This window comes from Comamonas testosteroni, assembly GCF_000761245.1.
In the GTDB taxonomy this organism is placed as follows: domain Bacteria; phylum Pseudomonadota; class Gammaproteobacteria; order Burkholderiales; family Burkholderiaceae_C; genus Comamonas; species Comamonas testosteroni_C.
The window spans coordinates 94,609-112,621 of sequence record NZ_AWOR01000048.1 but is presented as its reverse complement, the minus strand read 5'-3'; the positions used below and the strand labels follow the sequence as shown (position 1 = coordinate 112,621).

Sequence of the window (18,013 nt, the reverse complement as noted above, 5' to 3'; positions counted from 1 at the left end):
AAGAGAGTTCACGCGCCGTGGACTGCAGCACTGCCTGCTCCAGCTTTTGTACCGGGAGGTTCACCAATAGCTCCAGGCGACGGCGAATCATGTGCATCGTCTGCCGGAAGGCTTCCAACTTTGCTTCGTCAGGGGCCTCGCCTTCCGAGGGGTCCGGGTAGCCCCAATGCGCTGTGGCGGGATGACCAGGCCAAAACGGACACACTTCACCAGCGGCGTTGTCACACACGGTGATGATCAGGTCCATGTGCGGCGCGCCAGGCACAGCAAATTCGTCCCAGCTCTTGCTGCGCAAACCATCTACCGAGACACCAGCCTTTTGCAGCACTTGCAGCCCAAGCGGATTGGGTTGCTGATTCTCGCGGGGGCTGCTGCCCGCCGAATAGGCTTTAAAACGGCCTTGGCCCATATCGTTGAGCAAGGCCTCGGCCAAGATGCTGCGTGCCGAATTGTGAGTGCACAGGAACAGGACGTTCAAGGGAGCTTTGTTGTCAGACATGGTTTTGGCAGTGGGACTTCGGGATGGAAAAAGGTTGCAGCAACGCTTAGCACTGGCATGACGCAACGGCGTCATCGGTACAAACCGTGCCCTGGCAGCAGTTCTCCGTGAGATATGCCAACAGATCGTTCATCACGGGGAAGGCCGCGCGATAGAGCACGTTTCGGCCCTGGCGCTCCTGAGTGACCAGGTCGGCATGAAAAAGCTCTTTCAAATGAAACGACAGTGCATTCGGCGCGATGCCTAGCTGCTCAGCTAATGCGCTAGGTGTCAGGCCTTCAGGACCAGCCACAACAAGGGCGCGAAATACGCGCAATCTGGCCTCGTGGGCCAGAGCGGAGAGTGAGCGGATGACGTTTGCTTCTTGCATTCTTAAATAATACATCAACTGTTGAATTGATGAATAGAGTTGCGCAAAAAGTGGGCACTGCACTACAACGGCTGGCTACCCATGACAGCTCGTGGAGTCCAACACCAAGTGACTGCTTCTGGCCGTTTGCGGCTGTCGCTGTTCTGGCCGGAATCTCCAGCCTGCCCTGACATCAGATGGCTGCCGTTCAGGGCGGCCGAGCCGAGCTTGCGCTGGTGCGGCCGCCATCGTGCACTTCAGATTTCCGTCTGCTGCGAGATTTCCTGGGCATCATCGACCTCAATACCGAGGTATCTCACGGCCGACTCAAGCTTGGAGTGTCCTGGAAGCAGTTGAGTCGCCCTAAGGTTCTTGGTGCGCCGCTGGATCGGCGTTGCCTTTGTCCAGCGCATAGAGTGCGTGCGGTACTCGGTGGCGTACTCGGTGCCGTACTTGGCTCGGTCAAGGCCGAGCTCTTCAACCCAGTGCCCGAGGATCCGCGCGTGCGCTCTGGTGCCCCAATAAGGTGATTCGTGCAGCCGGCTGGGAAACAGGAAGTCCTCGGTCTTCGGGCTTGCTTGCTTGATCCACGCCTGCAAGACGTTCCGCGCTGCCTGTGTGATCTCGAACTGGACCGGACGCTGCGTCTTGTGCTGCATGACGATGGCGTACGTCGCCATCTGGTCGCCATGAAGCGTTCCTTGCGAGCGCCGTTTATTGAAACTCAGCACTCAAGCTTCGGTGATGCGGTGTTGAGCGAGTCGATTGCAGGCAATGAGAGTGCGAAGTCTGCCTAGGGCAGGGGGGCTCAACTGATCGCCGCTAAACGGCTTTCAAGCGTGATCGATAACATGCCGGCGTTTCACCGAAGGTCCGGCGAAACAGGCTGATGTAAGCGCTGATACTGGCATAGCCGAGATCCAGTGCGATGGCTGTAATGCTTGTGCCTTCGGCCAGCATTTCAAGTGATCGCAGCAGGCGTACGCGCTGGCGCCAAGCCGTGAAATTAAACCCCGTCTCGCTGACAAACCTGCGACTGAGAGTGCGCGAGCTGATGGCTCCGAAATTTGCCCAGTCATCGATGTTGCGCTCGTCGGCAGGATTGGCTATCAACGCTTTGGCAATACGCTGCAGACGCGCATCCGCTGGTATGGGCAGGCCAAACTCCTCAACCGGCAGGCTTCTGATCTCATCCAGAACCACAGCGCATATATGTGATTGTGCTTGACTCGATAGATCGGAGGCTTGCGGCATGGAGCTGGCAATACGCAGCACCGCTTCGCGCAGCAGGCCCGATACCCTGATGATGCAGGGTTGTGCCGGCAAATTGGCGCATGCGGCTTCTGCCACATAGGCGCTCCAGCCATGGTAGGGGCCGAAGGAGCGCCCCGCGTGAGCATGATGGGGAGGGAGCCAAACGGCATGTATGGCCGGCACCACCCAGAGACCGCCATCGACCTGCACGGAGATCAAGCCTTTGATTGAGCCAAACAATTGACCGCGTGCATGCTGATGCATCTCGGAAGAGAGTTCACTCTCCAGCATCCGAGTGGCTGCTACAACACTGGGCCCGTCAGGAGAGTCCATATATGGGCCCAACAGATGCATGAGATCAGACATGGCGGCTTTGAGTTATCTAATGGCTGATAAATTCTACAGCCGCCATATCGCCTGGGCCTACGCTTGCAACTTTCCTCAAACACAGGAGTTTCACGTGCCTTCATCAAAAGACTCGGCGGATCAAGGGTTGCACAAGAGCAGTCAGTCAGATGCAGTTGATTTGAATCGGCTATACGCGAGCCCGACGGAGCGAATTCAAAAAGCGGTTCTCGATCATTTGATGGATTTCCACAAGGAATATTTGGCTAAAGCTACGTTTTTCTGTCTTGCCACGGGAGATGGGAATGGCTTGGATGCATCGCCACGCGGAGGCCCTCCCGGCTTCGTGCGGGTACTGGATGCACGTACCTTGGTTTTTGCGGACTGGCCCGGCAACAATCGCATTGCCTCGTTGCGCAATCTTCAGAATGACGACCGGTTGGCGATGCTGTTTCTCTTCCCTGGTCTGGAAACCTTTTTGCGAATCAATGGGCGCGGTCGAGTTTCATCAGATGGTGACTTGATGCAAGAGTTGCGAGAAGGGGTCAAGGTGCCAAAAACTGCAATAGTGATTCGGATCGATGAAGTGTTGTTCCACTGTGGACGAGCCATCAATCGCGCCCGGTTGTGGCGCGACGAGAGTCATCTGGACCCCAATCATCTGCCTACAGTCGGAGACGTGATGGCTGGCCTGGCCCAATTGCAGGGTGACGCTCAATTCACATCAGAACAGATCGTTCACGCAAATGAGCGCTACTCAAGTGCCGTAAGAACTGAGCTTTATTGAGCGCTCACAGCTTCGCTCTATTTCTGCCCATCTCTGACGCATGCCCTGCGGTCTCGCCGGACTCGAATTACTTGTTTATGCGAGCGCCGATCTTGGGGTCTGGCCTGCTTTCGAGTAGCCCCAGGGCTCCTGCTATCAAGGCTTGAGTTCCCTCAATCAGTTCTGCCTCCATTTCTGCCTCTTGCAGTTGCCAGTCCGCTTCCTCAAGCGGCTCCAGGCGGGCTGCGGAATACACCGTGTCTGCTGCAGAGATGCAAAAGAAGGTCACGGTGGAGAGCAGCCAGCGTGATTGTTCCTTGGTGATGCCGTAGGCCTGTGCAATATGGGCCTGATGGGCGCTGATCTTCTCCAGCATGGCCGGTGTGGCCACCAGGCGGCGAATCACGAAGGGAGTGACGCCGGGGTGCGCTTTTACGAACTGGCGTGTGGACGCAGTGAACCTCATGAGGTATTCCTCGAGGCCTATCTGCTGCGGGCTTGTTGCCTGCGGCAACTCCCAGCGCTTGAAGATTTCTTCTGCAATCAGGTGTTTGAGTGCTTCCAGGCTTGGCACATGCTTGTAGAGCGCCATGTGGCTGACGCCCAGTGCAGCGGCAACGCCGACGAACGTAATGCCAGGAAGGCCGATGGAAATTCCGGCGTCTGCAATTTTCTCTCTGGTGATGGAGCGTGGTCTCCCACGAGTCGAGGGTTTGGGTGTGTGGGGCATACGCTTGTTCTCAGTCTCTGGGCGAGATTGTCGGCGATTCACATTACTTGTCGTAGACCTATTGCTTGAAGCGTTTTGAATTAGTTTATTATCATGAAACTAATTCGCATCTAGCTTCTCGTTCGCATCTTCGTGAGAGATAGCTTTCTTCCCTATCGAATGTCTACCTCTGAATCGCTTGCAGTTGCTGCCCAACCCGCGCAGCCGATCGCTCGGATATTCGCGCCTGTTCGCGGGCGCTTGATGATTGCTGGTCTGAGCGCTGCGGTTGGCACCATGTTCACGCTGGTGCCACTGGCAGTCATCGCACATATCGTCAAGCAAGCCTTGCTTGATGACTTGAGTGGCATATGGGGCAGCATCGCTGTCGGAGTGCTGTGCATGTTCGTGGGCATGGGTTTGGTGATCGTCGCCGAGCTGATCGCGCACCTGGCAGACAACCGCCTCACTTACGATCTGCGCATTGCTGTAATCAAGCGGCTGTCGCAAGTGCCCTTGGGCTGGTTTACTGCCCGCGCTTCGGGGGAGGTCAAGCAGGCGCTGCAGGACGATATCGCGACGCTGCACAGCCTGACGGCGCATTTCTATACCGCCGTGGGGCGTGCGGCCGGGGCGATTGTGATTACAGTGATTTATCTGTTTGTGCTGGATTGGCGCATGGCGATCTTTGCGTTGCTGCCATTTCCCGGATTCTTCGTTTTTCTCAAGCGCGCAATGAAAGCCAGCAATGGGCACATGCAGGAGTTCGTTGCACGGCTGGGGCGGATCAACAGCGCTACGGTGGAGTTCGCGGGCGGGATTCCCGTCATCAAGGCCTTTGGTGGAGCGAGTCCGGTCCACGCCGGTTACAGAGATGCTGTGGATGGATTCGCCAGTGCATTTACGGATTTCACTCGCCCGCTGGTGATCTCCATGGCTCGTGCGCATGCATTGATTGCGCCTGTGACCGTACTCGGTGTGGTGCTGGCTTGTGGCGCTGCGTTTGTCGCCATGGGCTGGATGCAGCCTCTTGATGTATTGCCGTTCGCACTCGTTGCGCCTGGTATTTGTGCGCCGCTTTTGCTTTTGCATACCTTGCTGCATGACCTGCAAGGTGCTACCGGTGCGGCTCAGCGCGTGCTGGCATTGCTGGACACTCCGGTGCTGCCGCAACCGGCGCCGGGGCTGCCATCGCATCCTGAAGGCAATGCAGTGCGTTTCGAGCAAGTGGGTTACGCGTATGCGGCAGAGCATCAGGTGCTGTCCAGCATCAGCTTCGACATGCAGCCCGGCACCGTCACGGCCGTGGTCGGCCCTTCGGGTTCCGGAAAATCCACGCTGGCACGTTTGCTGTTGCGGTTTTTCGATCCCGTACAAGGGCGCATCACTCTGGGTGGAGTCGATTTGCGGCAGATCACCAGCACAACCCTGTATCAACGCATTGGCTTTGTGCTGCAGGAAGTGCAGCTGATTCACGCCAGTGTGCGCGAGAACATTGCGCTGGCCCGTCCATCGGCCACTATTGAGGAAATCGAGGCCGCAGCCCGCGCGGCCCACATCCACGATCGCATTCTGGCGTTGCCGCGTGGCTACGACTCCGTGGTGGGCGAGGATGCGCAGCTCTCCGGTGGCGAACGCCAGCGCCTGAGCATTGCCCGGGCAGTGCTGCTGAATCCGCCCATTCTCGTGCTGGATGAAGCTACCGCATCTGCAGACGTGGAAAGCGAAGCTTTCATTCAGGACGCACTTTCGCGCTTTGCACGCGGGCGAACCTTGCTGGTGATTGCACACCGGCTCGACACCATCGTGCATGCGGATCGCATTGTGGTGCTGCGCGATGGAGAGATTGCCGAGCAAGGCAGACATGCGCAACTGCTGGCTCAAGACGGTCTCTATGCGCGGCTGTGGCAGCTTGGTGCTTATGCCAGCCCGATGCCAAAGAGTGAGCTGCCATGCTGAAGACCTTTTTGAAGTTGCTGGGTGATGATGCACGCCTGCTGCGCCGCTACGCATGGATGGCTGTTGCCTACGGTGTGCTGTGTGGTCTGACGATGGCGGCGCTGCAACCGTTGCTGACGCATTGGTTGCAAGGTGACTGGCGTGCAGCCATGGGCTGGCTATGCGTGCTGCTGCTGGGTGTGCTGCTGTCATGGATTGCCAGGCGTGTCGTGGAGCAGGCGGGTATCCGTGTCGGCGTGGCGGTTCTGCAAAGCGGACGCCATCGCCTGGGCCTGCATATGGCGAGCCTGCCCATTGGCTGGTATACGCCCAAAAATACCGCACGCATCGGCCATGTGGTGACGCAGGGGATGATGGGCATTGCGCAATTGCCAGCGCATGTTTTCACTCCACTCATCAGTGGTGCGGCCACGGCCGTGATCGTGTTGGTGGCACTTGTGGTTGTGAGTCCGGTCCTGGGGCTCACAGCGTTGATTGCGCTGCCATTGCTTGCAGGATCGTTCGCATTGACCTCGTCGATGTCGGCGCGCGCCAACGCAGCTTTCCAGCGTGACTTTGCCCAAGCCAGTCAGCGTGTGGTGGAGTTCGCACAGGCCCAATCCGTGCTGCGCGCGTTCAGCGGCGATGGCCGCAGCACACGCTTTCTGGAGCAGGCCATCACCGAGCAACGTCAATCCGGACTGCGGCTGGTGGTGTTGTCATCGCTGTCCTCCGTATTCTGTGTATGGACCGTACAGCTGATCTTTGCCGTGCTGCTGGTGGTCGCGATATCCGGTTTGAATGCAGCGTCCGGTGGCTCTTTGCCCACAGCGGACATCATTGCCTTGACGGTTGCGTTATTGCTTGTGGTGCGTTTTATCGAGCCCTTGCAGGAAATCGCCGGCTACGCAGAAGTGCTTAGAAGTGCAGGCTCGCAGCTGCAAGCAGTACAGGAGCTATTTGCCGTGCAGCCGCTGCCGCAACCGAAGCAGGCAACTCTTGTTGGCGATTCTTGCGTGGAGTTGCGTGATGTGCGGTTTCAATATCCGGGGTCTGCTGATGAAGTGCTGCACGGTGTGAGCCTACATGTGCCGCCGCGCAGCATGACGGCGCTGATAGGTGCATCTGGTTCCGGCAAGTCCACGGTGATGCGATTGATCGCCCGTTTCTTCGATTCCACGCAGGGCGAGGTCTTGATCGGAGGCGTGGATGTCCGTGACATTGGTGATGCGCAACTGGCCGGGAAAATCAGTCAGATCTTTCAGGATAGCTATCTGCTTTGCGGCAGCATTGCCGACAACATCCGCATTGGCAAATCGGACGCCAGCGATGCGCAAGTTCTGCAAGCTGCGCAGCAGGCCGGGCTTGATGAAGTCATTGCGCGATTGCCAGACGGGGTGCAGACGATGGTGGGCGACAACGGTGCACGCCTTTCCGGTGGCGAACGCCAGCGCATTGCGATTGCCCGGGCCTTGATCAAGGAGTCTCCCATCTTGCTGGTGGACGAAGCCACTGCTGCGCTGGACGCAGAAAACCAGTCCATCATCGCTCAAACACTTGCACGGCTGAAGGGGCAGCGCACGCTCATCGTGATCGCACACCAGCTCTCCACCATTGCCATGGCCGATCAGATTGTGGTGCTGGAAGGCGGCGGCGTAGTAGAGAGCGGATCACCTGCGCAGCTAAGGGCAAGGCAGGGTCGCTATGCCCAATTTCTTGCGCAGAGCCGCGCTGCCAAAGGCTGGCGCATGGACGCAGTGCAAATGTCCGGGGATGCCGTGTAATGCGCAAGCGTTGGTTGTTGGTATTTGCTGTGCTGTGCGTGGCGTCCGTGCTGCTGGGGGCGCGGCAGATGGTGTGGTCGGATCTGCTCTCATTCTCCGGCGATGCCTGGCTCACCCTGACTGCAAGCCGCTTGCCGCGTTTGGCGGCGCTGGTGCTTACGGGGGCGGGTCTGTCGGTGTGCGGCGTGATCCTGCAGCACATCGTGCGCAACAAGTTCGTGGAGCCGGGCACCACGGGAGGGCTGGATGCGGCCAAGCTCGGTATTTTGGTGGCGCTTACCGTGATGCCTGCTGCGGGCACCCTGAGCCGGATGCTGTTTGCGCTGGTGTTCTGCCTGATGGCAAGTCTGCTGTTCATTGCCGTGATCCGACGCATCCAGTTTCGCAATCTGGTGCTGGTGCCCGTTGTCGGTCTGATGTACGGCAGCGTGCTCACCTCTATTGCCGAGTTCTATGCATACAGCCACAACATCCTGCAAAGCATGCAAGGCTGGTTGCTGGGTGACTTTTCCCGCGTGGTGCAAGGCCATTACGAGATTCTCTACATCATTTTGCCGGTGGTGATGCTGGCCTATCTGTATGCGCACCGCTTTACTGTGCTGGGCATGGGCGAAGACATGGCCACGAGTCTGGGCCTGGGTTATGCAGCCACGGCCGTCGTCGGTTTGGTGCTGGTGGCATTGACGATTTCTGCCACGGTGATTGCCGTGGGGGCGATTCCGTTTGTGGGCCTTGTTGTGCCCCAGCTGGTTGCCATGCGCTGTGGTGAGAACTTGCGACGCACATTGCCACTGGTGGCTTTGGGAGGTGCATCCCTGCTGCTGGCCTGCGACATTGCAGGCCGCTTGGTGATGTACCCGTTCGAGGTGCCTATCGGCCTTACTGCCGGTGCGGTGGGCGGTGTGATGTTCCTGGCGCTGATTGTGCGGGGGCTTCGCTGATGCGCATGTCGTTGACCAAGACCTGCTGGTTCGCCGCGCTGTCGATTGCGCTCCTGGCGCTTGCTTTTGTGCTGCTGGGCTCCGGACTGGATATGGATTATGTGATCCCCAAGCGCCTTGTACGCCTTGCGTCGATTGTCATTGGCGGCATCTGCGTGGCTGTGTCGGCCATAGTGTTTCAGGCGCTGGTGAACAACCGCATTCTGACGCCTTCCATCATGGGTTACGAGGCCGTGTATCTGCTGTGGCAGGCCATGCTGCTGTTGCTGCTGGGTACACATGGCTTGAGCATGCTTGGCGTACACGGGAATTTCCTCGTCTCCGTGTTGTTGATGCTGACCTATTCATGGGCACTTCAATGGTGGCTGTTGCGCCGCGGCCGCAATGATGTCTATGTGCTGCTGCTGCTCGGTCTGGTGCTGACCATGGTGATCGGGACGTTCACCCAGTTTGTGCAGCTGCGCATCAGCCCCGGCGAGTTTGCAGTGTTTCAGGGCGTGAGCTACACATCCTTCAATCGTGCCAAGCCGCAGACTTTGCTCTATGCCGCCATTGCAGTGGCGGTCGCCTGTGCCGTGGTCCGCAAGACGCTGGCGGTGCTGGATGTGCTGGCTCTGGGGCGTGAGCAGGCCATTTCTCTGGGCGTGCCGCATGGCAGGTATTTGCAGCTCTACCTGGCACTGATCGCCATTTTGGTGGCGCTGTCCACCAGCCTTGTGGGGCCCACGGCCTTCATGGGCATCTTTGTGGCCAACATCGTCTATGCCCTGGTGCCGCATGCACGCCACCGCGTCACGCTGCCTCTGGGGTGTGCGGTTGCCATTGCCATTTTTCTTGCCGCTCAACTGCTGGTTGAGCATGTTTTCAACTACAAGACCACCGTCAGCATTCTGGTGAATCTGGTGTGCGGTGTGTATTTCATGGCACTGATTGTGCGCAAACGGGGTGCAGCATGATGGGTGTCAACCATCTTTCCAAACAATATGGCGGCAGGGCGGTGCTGTCAGACGTGAGCGTGGAGTTTCCTGCTCAGCGCGTCACATCGCTGATCGGACCCAATGGTGCGGGCAAGTCCACGCTGCTCATGCTGATGGCGCGCTTGCTGGAGCCCAGCAGCGGTGCGATTCAGTGGCAAGCACGTGACGTCAGCCGAATTCCCGTTGCCGAATACGCACGGCATGTTGCCACGCTGCGTCAGGCCCCCGGCTTCAATATGCGCCTGACGGTGGAAGAGCTGGTCGCTTTTGGACGTTTCCCGCATAGCCGTGGTGCGCTGACTGTTCAGGACCGCCAAGCCATGGATGAGGCAATCGCCTTTCTGTCTTTGGAGTCGCTGCGTCACGCTTTCATCGATGAGATCAGTGGCGGCCAGCGGCAGATGGCATTTCTCGCAATGACGATTGCGCAGCAGACAGATGTGCTGCTGCTTGACGAGCCACTCAACAACCTCGACATGAGGCACGCCGTACAGATCATGCGCGCGCTGCGTCGCCTCTGCGACGAGCAGGGCCGCACCGTGATTCTGGTGATTCACGACATCAACTTTGCGGTCAATTACTCGGACCACATAGTCGCGCTCAAGAACGGAGCACTGCGCTTTTGCGGCCCCGCTCAGGACGTGGTGACCGAGACGCGCATGGCCGATCTGTACGAGCTGGATTTCGAGATCACGCGCAATCAGCGTGGCTGTTTCTGCAATTACTTCACATCCAGGGAAGATCACTCATGAATTCGTTGCGCAGGCAACTCCTGCTCTCTGTTGCCGGCATGGCGGCTTTGTCCTCTGCGCCCGGAATGGCTCACGCCTATGAACCTATTTCCATCCGTCACAAACTGGGCACTACGCTTATCAAGCGTCTGCCGCAGCGTGTGGCGGCGCTGGAGATGAACGAGGTGGACTTCCTCGACCAGCTTGGCGTGCCCGTTGCAGGAATGGTGAAGGACTACGTTCCCCATTTCCTCGCCAAGTACAAGGGCGACGCCAAGGTGCAGGACCTCGGAGCCATCGTACAGCCCAATCTGGAGCGTGTGCACGCGCTGCGGCCGGATCTCATCCTGATGACATCGCTGCAGGCCGGCAAATACGAGGAGCTGACTGAAATTGCCCCCGCCTTGTACTACGAGGTGGACTTCAAGAACAGCGAGAAGGGACATATCGAAGTCGTCAAGAATCATCTGCTGACCCTGGGCCGCATATTCAACAGGGAAGGGCTTGCCAGCGCCAAGGCTGCAGAGCTGGATGCACAGGTTCAACAGGTGAGGCGCATCACGCAAGGTCGGCCAGAGCGGGCCATGATCGTGTTGCACAACAACGGAGCTTTCAGCTCCTTCGGTCTGCAATCGCGTTACGGCTTTGTGTTCAGCGCGCTGGGCGTGAAGCCCGCAAGCTCGGCGCTGGAAACCAGTCTGCACGGGCAACCCATCTCCAGCGAATTCATCCAGCAGGCGGATCCGGAGATCCTGTATGTGGTGGATCGCACTGCGGTGATGGAGCGCCGCCCCGTCATCAATGCCGATGGCATTGCCAATCCCTTGCTGCGCCAGACCAAGGCCTGGAAGAACGGGCGCGTGGTGTTTGTCGATGCAGATGCCTGGTACACCACAGGCGCCAGCCCAAGCTCACTGAAGCTGTTGTTTAGCGATGTGCTCAAGGGCTATTCGCGCTGATTGCTTCTTTATTTGTCGTAGCCAGGTTCATACCCAGCCAGCAGTTCTATTCAGCATGCGATGCACAAACGTCATGCCATATATCGACAGGAATCGGGTATGCCCAAGAACCCAGGTCTCATTTCACAAAACTCTCTGACGACTCCTCCATTTGCGCGCCGGCGTAGCGTGATGTGCCCCTATGTGCTGCTGGGACTGGCCATGGGCAGCCAGTTGGCGGGAGCGGCGCACGCCCAAGTGCAAACCAGCGAGGCCGAGGCCACGCTGCCACAGGTCACCGTGCAAGAAAAAGTCGCTCCCGTCACCGCTCCCTATGCGGGGGGCCAGGTCAATTCCGGCGCTCGTGTCGGTCTGTTGGGAGACAAGGACTTCATGGAGACGCCCTTCAACACCATCAGCTATACGGAAAAGTTCACGCAGGATCGTCAGGCGCAGACCATTACCGATGTGATCTCTGCCACCGATCCCACGGTGTTCAGCAATGGGGTTGCAGCGTCATGGAGCGAGAACTACTCGATTCGCGGCTTCTCTTCCAGCAGCTCCGACATGACGCTGGGCGGTCTCTACGGCATGGCTCCTTACTACCGCACCACGCCGGAGATGTTCGAGCGCATCGAAGTCCTCAAAGGACCGTCCGCATTGCTCAATGGCATGCCCCCCGGAGGATCAGTGGGGGGCTCCGTCAACCTGGTTCCCAAACGCGCTGCCAGCGATCCCATCACGCGGCTGACTACCACCTATATGTCGGATTCGCAGTTTGGCGGCCATATTGATCTGGGGCGCAGGTTTGGCGCAGACAAGCAGTTCGGCATCCGCTTCAATGGTGTTTACCGTGGAGGTGAAGGGGCGGTAAACCAGCAGGACAAGAAATCCAGGCTTGCATCGCTGGGCCTTGACTGGCGCGGCGATCGAGCCCGGATCTCCGCCGACTTCTACACCAGCGATGACCGCGTGAACGGCGTGACACGCGGCATCAGTCTGGCTCCGGGCGTAGCCATTCCCAGGCCGCCCAAGCCTGAGACCTTGCTGAACCCCAACTGGTCGCATGTGCACAACCAGGACAAGGCTGCGATGGTGCGCGGTGAATTCGATGTCAACGATCAGGTAATGGCCTACGCGGCCTTCGGCGTCAGCAAAACCGACTATGAATACAACGGGGCGATGTCGGCTCAGGTGCTCAACGCTGCGGGCGATTTCAAGACCGCCATGGGACAGCTAGCCTTCGAGCAGAAAAAGCGTTCGGCCGAAATTGGTCTCAAGGGAAGGCTCCAAACCGGAGCCATCAAGCATCAATGGGCGCTTAATGCAACGCACTACGCTCACAAGCAGGACGACTATGGTCGCCGCAGCGTGCCGGGTGCAGACTGGACCACCAACCTCTACAACCCGGTCTGGGGACCGGAAGCGCCCTTTGTTGCGCCGCACATCTCGCACACCGAGGTGCGCCTTAGCAGCTATGGCCTGGCGGACACCATGTCATTTGCCGAAGATCGTGTGCAACTCACCCTGGGTGTGCGCCGCCAGCAAGTGGTCAGCGACGCCTTCAGTATCACCACGGGGGCGCGCACTTCGCGATATGACCAAAGCGCCACATCGCCTGCTGCAGCATTGCTGTTCAAGGCGACGGAGCATGTTTCGGCCTATGCCAATTACATCGAAGGCCTGAGCCAGGGCGCAACCGCACCAATGACCGCGGCGAATGCGGGCGAAGTATTTGCGCCTTACAAGACCAAGCAAAAAGAAGTGGGTGTCAAACTTGATCTGGGGGAATTCGCGCACACGCTCAGTCTGTTCGAGATCACACGCCCCAGCAGTTATACGGACCCGGTCACCAATATCTTCTCGTTCGGCGGAGAGCAGCGCAATCGCGGCATCGAATGGGGCTTCTGGGGATCACCGCTGCGTGGCGTACGCATGATGGGCGGGATTGCCTACACCGCCCCCAAGCTGACGCAGACCGCAGGCGGCGTCAATCAGGGCAAAGTCGCCACGGGTGTACCCAAGCTGCAAGGGAAACTGGGTGCTGAATGGGATGTTCCTGCCATTGCCGGGCTGACTGTTACGGGTAATGCAACGGCGGTGTCCAAGCAATATATCAGTGCGGACAACAGCCTTTGGGCGGCAGGTCGTGTGACCTACGACCTCGGTGCACGCTATGCAACCAAGGTCGCCGGCAACCCAGTCACGTTTCGCGCGACGGTGCTGAACGTTTCCAACAAGGCCTATTGGGGCATGCCACTGCTGTCCAGCTTGGCACTGGGGGCGCCGCGTACGTTTGCACTGTCGGCAACGGTTGACTTCTGACGCGGGTGTGCTGGAAGGGGTGCTGGAGTTTGCAGCCAGGCCTCTGGTCTCCAGGTGGACGACGCTCTTGCTAATTCCGAGCAGATACGGATCCGAGATCCTTTGACGACGGCCGCGCAGCTGATGCATCTGCGCGGCCGCTTTTCATGTCTGCAATGACGCTCGGATGGACCGAGTTTGGCCTGGCAGAGGGCTGTTCTCGCTGGACGGTGGGGCTTTCCAATAAGTGAGAATGGGTATCATTTATGTAGAATCGTTGCATTTCCAATGCACGAGAGACTTCGGTGCCCACCCACGCCAACAGCATCGCCAGTGAAGCACTTGGCAGCATGTACACACTGCACAACCGCTGGCTGATCTCCTGGCTGCAGCGCAAGCTCGGTGACCGCTGCGATGCGGCAGACATTGCGCAGGACACATTCACGCGCATTTGGACAACTTCCAGAACGCAAGCAATCGAAGACATCAGAGAGCCCAGGGCTTATCTGACAACCGTCGCCAGGCGATTGATGATCAATCACCTGGAACGCCGCTCGCTCGAACAGGCATATCTTGCCTCCTTGCAGCTATTGCCTGAAGCCACCGCGCTCTCCGCAGAGGCTCGAGCCATCTTGCTGGAGACCCTGGAGGAGCTGGACGCGTTGCTGGGAGAGCTTCCGACGAAAGTTCGCACTGCATTCCTGCTTTCGCAGCTCGAAGGGCTTGCTTATGAGGAGATTGCCACGCAGATGCAAGTAAGCGTGCGTACGGTCACCCGCTATATGGCGCAAGGCTTCCGGCAATGCCTGCGCGTGATGCTGGATGCCTGAAATGAGTGCAATCGATGCAAGCATTCTCGATGAGGCCGCTCAATGGCTGGCTCGCCGGCATGCATCGGACTTCAGCGAAGCAGAGCAGGCCGAGCTTGCTCGATGGCGCAGCCGCAGTGCAACTCACGAGGAAATCTGGCAACGCATAGAGCAACTGAAATTCCGAATGGATAGTGTTCCCTCGGCAGTCGGCATGGCCGTTCTGGATCGTCCACGTGCTGCAGGAAATCGCCGGCAGATTCTGCGCGCATCGGCACTCGCTCTGGCAACTCCAATGCTTGGCTGGTTCTCATGCCGCTATCTGCCATGGCACATCTGGAATGCGGACTTCAGAACAGCAACAGGCGAACGACGCGAACTGACCTTGGCCGACAACAGTCAGGTGCTGTTGAATACGGCTTCTGCAATAAGCGTTCAGTTCGATGGCAAAGAACGTCTGATCCAGCATCTTGCTGGTGAGATTCTGGTGGAAACCGCACACCTGAGCGAATACAAGACTTTGCCCTTTGTTGTCCAGACTGCCGATGGGCGGCTGCAGGCACTGGGCACCAAATTCATCGTTCGAAAGCATGCGCGAAGCACGACGCTGTCGGTGCTGCAAGGCGCGGTGCAGGTAATGCCTGCGCATTCCAGGCAATCCCTTGTCGTGCAGGCTGGCGAGCAAGTGAACTTCGATGCTTACAAGGCGGGGGCCTTCACCTCGCTGCCATCCCACGCCGATGCCTGGACTCGGGGTGTGTTGTATGCCGAGAACATGCGCTTGGCTGACTTCCTGGAGGAGCTGCAGCGCTATCGCGAAGGAATCCTGCGCTGCGATCCAAGTGCTGCTGAGCTGCTCGTGTCCGGCACATTCCATTTGCGCGATACAGATCGTATTCTCGAGTTGCTGGCTCGGACCATGCCAATCCATAGGCAGCAACGCACCCGTTACTGGATAACCGTCACGCGTTCCTGAAGTTTCTCAGGATCCGGTTCTCGCATGCTGCCCTCCGAAATTCAGGCTGGAGCGATGACTCTGTTAAATCGCTGTCCTGTTTTTCAATCTCGCCTGTCAAGTGCATCAAGACCCGTTTATTGACAGCCAAGAGGATTGAGAAGATGTCTGAAAAATACGTCCGGAAACTCAACAGGAACGCCAAAGCGACGCGACAGCACCCAGTCGCAACGGCAGTCGGAGGAATTTTTGTTGCCATCGTCGGCACAGCCGCCATCGGTTTGCACATGCCAGAGGCTTATGCTGCAGATCCGGTTACCAGTCCTGCGCAGAAGTCCTATCAGGTATCTGCTGGCCCGCTCGGTCCCGCACTGATGGACTTTGCTGCTCAGGCGGGCATCAATCTCAGCATGGATCTGAGCAAGCTCAAGGACAAGCGCACTCCCGGCCTGTCTGGTTTCCATACCGTCGATAGTGGTTTTGCACATTTGCTGGAAAGCTCGGGACTGAGTGCACGTCGCCTAAGTGAAGGCAACTATGCACTGGAAGTACCGGGGACCACGAAGGCATCCAACGAACAAAAGAGCAGTGCTTCCGTGCCCGCCAGCGACCAAGGCTCTCCCGAGCTTGCCGCCGTTACGGTGACGGCACGTACCCAGAATAATCTCGTTGCACCGTCTCGGCAGGTCAGTATTCTTGAAGGTGAAGAAGTTCAGCAACTTCGGCAAGGCTCCGACAGTCTGGCAACCATGCTCAGCAAAGTCGTCCCTGGTATGGCAGATTCCAGCCACACAATCACCGACTATGGGCAGACTCTGCGCGGCCGCAACATGCTTGTCCTTGTGGACGGGGTTCCACTGAACACCAATCGCGACTCATCCAGAAATCTCGCCAACATCAACCCTGCGGACATCGAACAGATCGAGGTGCTTCGCGGCAGCAGCGCCATCTACGGCAGCGGTGCTGCAGGCGGCATCATCTCAGTGCGCACCAAACGCCCCTCGGGCGAGACCAAAGCAGAGACCGTCGTGACGGGATCTGCACCGCTGTCCAAACTCAGAGGCGCCGGGCTTGGAGCCGAAGTCCAGCACTATCTTTCTGGCGGCGGCGATGTGGTCGACTATTCCGTCAGCCTGGGTGCCAAGCATGTCGGAGGCTCTTTCGATGCCAAGGGGAGCCGCATTGCACCCGAGCCTAGCCAGGGAGACTTGTTCGACTCCGATATCTACAACGCGTCCGCCAAGATCGGCTTCAAGCTGGACGCAAATCAACGGCTCCAATTCTCCGCGAGCCACTACAACGCCAGCCAGGACACCGACTATGCATCGGATGCGTCAGTGGCCCGCTTGCCAGCAGGCTCGGCTGCAGCCAGGCCTATCAAGGGCTTGGTACTTGCAGATCAAAACCAGATCAAGAACACCATGCTGGGTCTTGACTATGAGAACCGCGATCTCGCAGGCAGCGCCTTGGCGGCTCAACTCTATTACCGGGATTTCTATACGCGCTTTGCGCCCTTCGACGCACGCGCCGTTCCTGTGCGAGGGGCCAACGTCGATCAGTCCATGCAGAACTCCGACGTGTTCGGTGGTCGCCTGACCATCAAAACACCTCTCGGACAAGAGAAGAACACCTTGCTGATCTGGGGGGCGGACTTCAATCACGAGCGCACCGACATGCCGATCGATATCTTTGATCCCAAGGCCTATGACGCCAGTGGAGGTCTGGTGTTCAACAAGATTGGCCGCTTGATCTATATGCCTCAGGTCACGACCCGAAGCATTGGCGCCTTTGCCCAGTTGCAACACAAATTCAACGATCAGTGGTCTGTGGAGGGCGGAGCGCGCTACGACCGAGCTCAGGCCAGCTTCAACGACTTCACCCCTTTGTCGCAATCGAAATTGCCCAGTCCTCAGTCCGTGGCTGGCGGTACCGTTAAATATGGTTCATGGACTTACAACCTGGGCACAGTTTTTGCGCCTACCAAGGGACACGAGTTCTATGCGTCCTACAGCCAGGGCTTTGAGCTACCGGATATCGGGGTCGTGGTACGCAATGCCACAGCGGGCTTCAATATCGGAAATTCCAACCTGCAGGCTGTCAAAACAGATACCGTAGAGGTCGGTTGGCGCGGGAAGTTTTCCAATGTCATTGCCAACCTGGGAGTCTTTCAATCGCGCTCGGATCTCGGTGCCGTGCAGAGCTTCAACAACGGACTCACGCTGCTGCGAACCAAAGAAAAAATCCGGGGGATCGAAGGTGGCCTCGACTACTTCAGCGACGATGACCGCTGGAGCAGCGGTGGGAGCTTTACCTGGATGAAAGGGCGTGAGTTGCCGCAGGGCTCAAGCCTTTATCAGGACATGACGGGCTATCGTATTCCGCCCCTCAAACTGACTGCATATGTGGAATACCGTCCCAATGCCAGCTGGAGCCACCGCATCCAGGCAAGCGCATATGCCTCCAAGGATTACCGCCTGGATGGCAAGACCAGCTTTGGGCGCTATGACACCAGAGGCTACACCACAGTGGACTTGATCAGCCAATGGAAAATCGATTCCAAGAACCGCGTATCGGTCGGTGTGGAAAACCTGCTCAACCGCAACTACTTCCCGCTATACAGCCAGTTGCTTCGCAATAACAACAACACCAGCCGCCTCCCTGCAGCGGGCACTGTGCTGCGAGTCAGCTATGCGCACACTTGGTAGATACGCGTC

15 protein-coding genes and 1 pseudogene are annotated in these 18,013 nt (G+C 58.2%); 11 read left to right on the top strand and 5 right to left on the bottom strand.

Going from position 1 to position 18,013, the window contains the following annotated elements; all coding sequences use genetic code 11:
• From P353_RS14405 to P353_RS14390, 4 genes and pseudogenes are all read right to left on the bottom strand, one after another.
• A partial coding sequence (locus P353_RS14405) for an arsenate reductase ArsC (RefSeq protein ID WP_034370576.1) occupies positions 1-499 on the bottom strand: 499 nt, incomplete at its 3' end.
• A 46-nt stretch (positions 500-545) separates the two neighbouring features.
• Positions 546-869, bottom strand: a complete 324-nt coding sequence (locus tag P353_RS14400; protein WP_034370573.1) for an ArsR/SmtB family transcription factor — start codon at positions 867-869, stop codon at positions 546-548.
• Between the two features lie 236 nt (positions 870-1,105).
• Positions 1,106-1,540: pseudogene (locus P353_RS14395) on the bottom strand (tyrosine-type recombinase/integrase); the annotation flags it as partial.
• A gap of 130 nt (positions 1,541-1,670) precedes the next feature.
• Positions 1,671-2,468, bottom strand: a complete 798-nt coding sequence (locus P353_RS14390; RefSeq protein ID WP_034370570.1) for an AraC family transcriptional regulator — start codon at positions 2,466-2,468, stop codon at positions 1,671-1,673.
• On the opposite strand from P353_RS14390, the gene P353_RS14385 reads away from it, so the two are divergent.
• Positions 2,467-3,234, top strand: coding sequence for an MSMEG_1061 family FMN-dependent PPOX-type flavoprotein (locus tag P353_RS14385; RefSeq protein WP_080750541.1), 768 nt, complete (start codon positions 2,467-2,469; stop codon positions 3,232-3,234). The genes P353_RS14390 and P353_RS14385 overlap by 2 nt on opposite strands.
• 67 nt (positions 3,235-3,301) lie before the next feature.
• Here the strand turns inward: P353_RS14385 and P353_RS14380 are convergent, their stop codons facing one another.
• Positions 3,302-3,943: a TetR/AcrR family transcriptional regulator gene (locus tag P353_RS14380; protein WP_034370568.1), complete on the bottom strand. Its 642-nt coding sequence runs from the start codon at positions 3,941-3,943 to the stop codon at positions 3,302-3,304.
• A gap of 243 nt (positions 3,944-4,186) precedes the next feature.
• Here P353_RS14380 and P353_RS14375 point away from each other — a divergent pair, with 243 nt between their 5' ends.
• The 10 genes from P353_RS14375 (at position 4,187) to P353_RS14330 (ending at position 18,004) form a co-directional block, all read left to right on the top strand.
• Positions 4,187-5,881, top strand: a complete 1,695-nt coding sequence (locus P353_RS14375; RefSeq protein ID WP_420093388.1) for an ABC transporter ATP-binding protein — start codon at positions 4,187-4,189, stop codon at positions 5,879-5,881.
• Positions 5,875-7,644: an ABC transporter ATP-binding protein gene (locus P353_RS14370; protein WP_034370562.1), complete on the top strand. Its 1,770-nt coding sequence runs from the start codon at positions 5,875-5,877 to the stop codon at positions 7,642-7,644. Before P353_RS14375 ends, P353_RS14370 begins: the two co-directional genes overlap by 7 nt.
• Complete coding sequence (locus P353_RS14365) at positions 7,644-8,585, top strand: ABC transporter permease (protein ID WP_034370559.1); 942 nt, start codon at positions 7,644-7,646, stop codon at positions 8,583-8,585. The genes P353_RS14370 and P353_RS14365 overlap by 1 nt, the downstream gene beginning before the upstream one ends.
• Positions 8,585-9,541: an iron chelate uptake ABC transporter family permease subunit gene (locus P353_RS14360; protein WP_034370555.1), complete on the top strand. Its 957-nt coding sequence runs from the start codon at positions 8,585-8,587 to the stop codon at positions 9,539-9,541. The genes P353_RS14365 and P353_RS14360 overlap by 1 nt, the downstream gene beginning before the upstream one ends.
• Positions 9,538-10,314 carry an ABC transporter ATP-binding protein gene (locus P353_RS14355; protein ID WP_034370552.1) on the top strand — a complete coding sequence of 259 codons (777 nt, stop codon included), beginning with the start codon at positions 9,538-9,540 and terminating at the stop codon, positions 10,312-10,314. Before P353_RS14360 ends, P353_RS14355 begins: the two co-directional genes overlap by 4 nt.
• Positions 10,311-11,252, top strand: a complete 942-nt coding sequence (locus P353_RS14350; RefSeq protein WP_034370551.1) for a siderophore ABC transporter substrate-binding protein — start codon at positions 10,311-10,313, stop codon at positions 11,250-11,252. Before P353_RS14355 ends, P353_RS14350 begins: the two co-directional genes overlap by 4 nt.
• Before the next feature lie 99 nt (positions 11,253-11,351).
• Positions 11,352-13,556 carry a TonB-dependent receptor gene (locus P353_RS14345; RefSeq protein WP_034370548.1) on the top strand — a complete coding sequence of 735 codons (2,205 nt, stop codon included), beginning with the start codon at positions 11,352-11,354 and terminating at the stop codon, positions 13,554-13,556.
• A 329-nt stretch (positions 13,557-13,885) separates the two neighbouring features.
• A complete protein-coding gene (locus P353_RS14340; protein ID WP_034370598.1) occupies positions 13,886-14,365 on the top strand; it encodes a sigma-70 family RNA polymerase sigma factor in 480 nt (159 codons plus the stop codon).
• A gap of 1 nt (position 14,366) precedes the next feature.
• Positions 14,367-15,320, top strand: coding sequence for a FecR domain-containing protein (locus tag P353_RS14335; protein WP_034370545.1), 954 nt, complete (start codon positions 14,367-14,369; stop codon positions 15,318-15,320).
• Between the two features lie 266 nt (positions 15,321-15,586).
• Positions 15,587-18,004 carry a TonB-dependent siderophore receptor gene (locus tag P353_RS14330; RefSeq protein ID WP_232776515.1) on the top strand — a complete coding sequence of 806 codons (2,418 nt, stop codon included), beginning with the start codon at positions 15,587-15,589 and terminating at the stop codon, positions 18,002-18,004.
• Positions 18,005-18,013 lie beyond the last annotated feature (9 nt).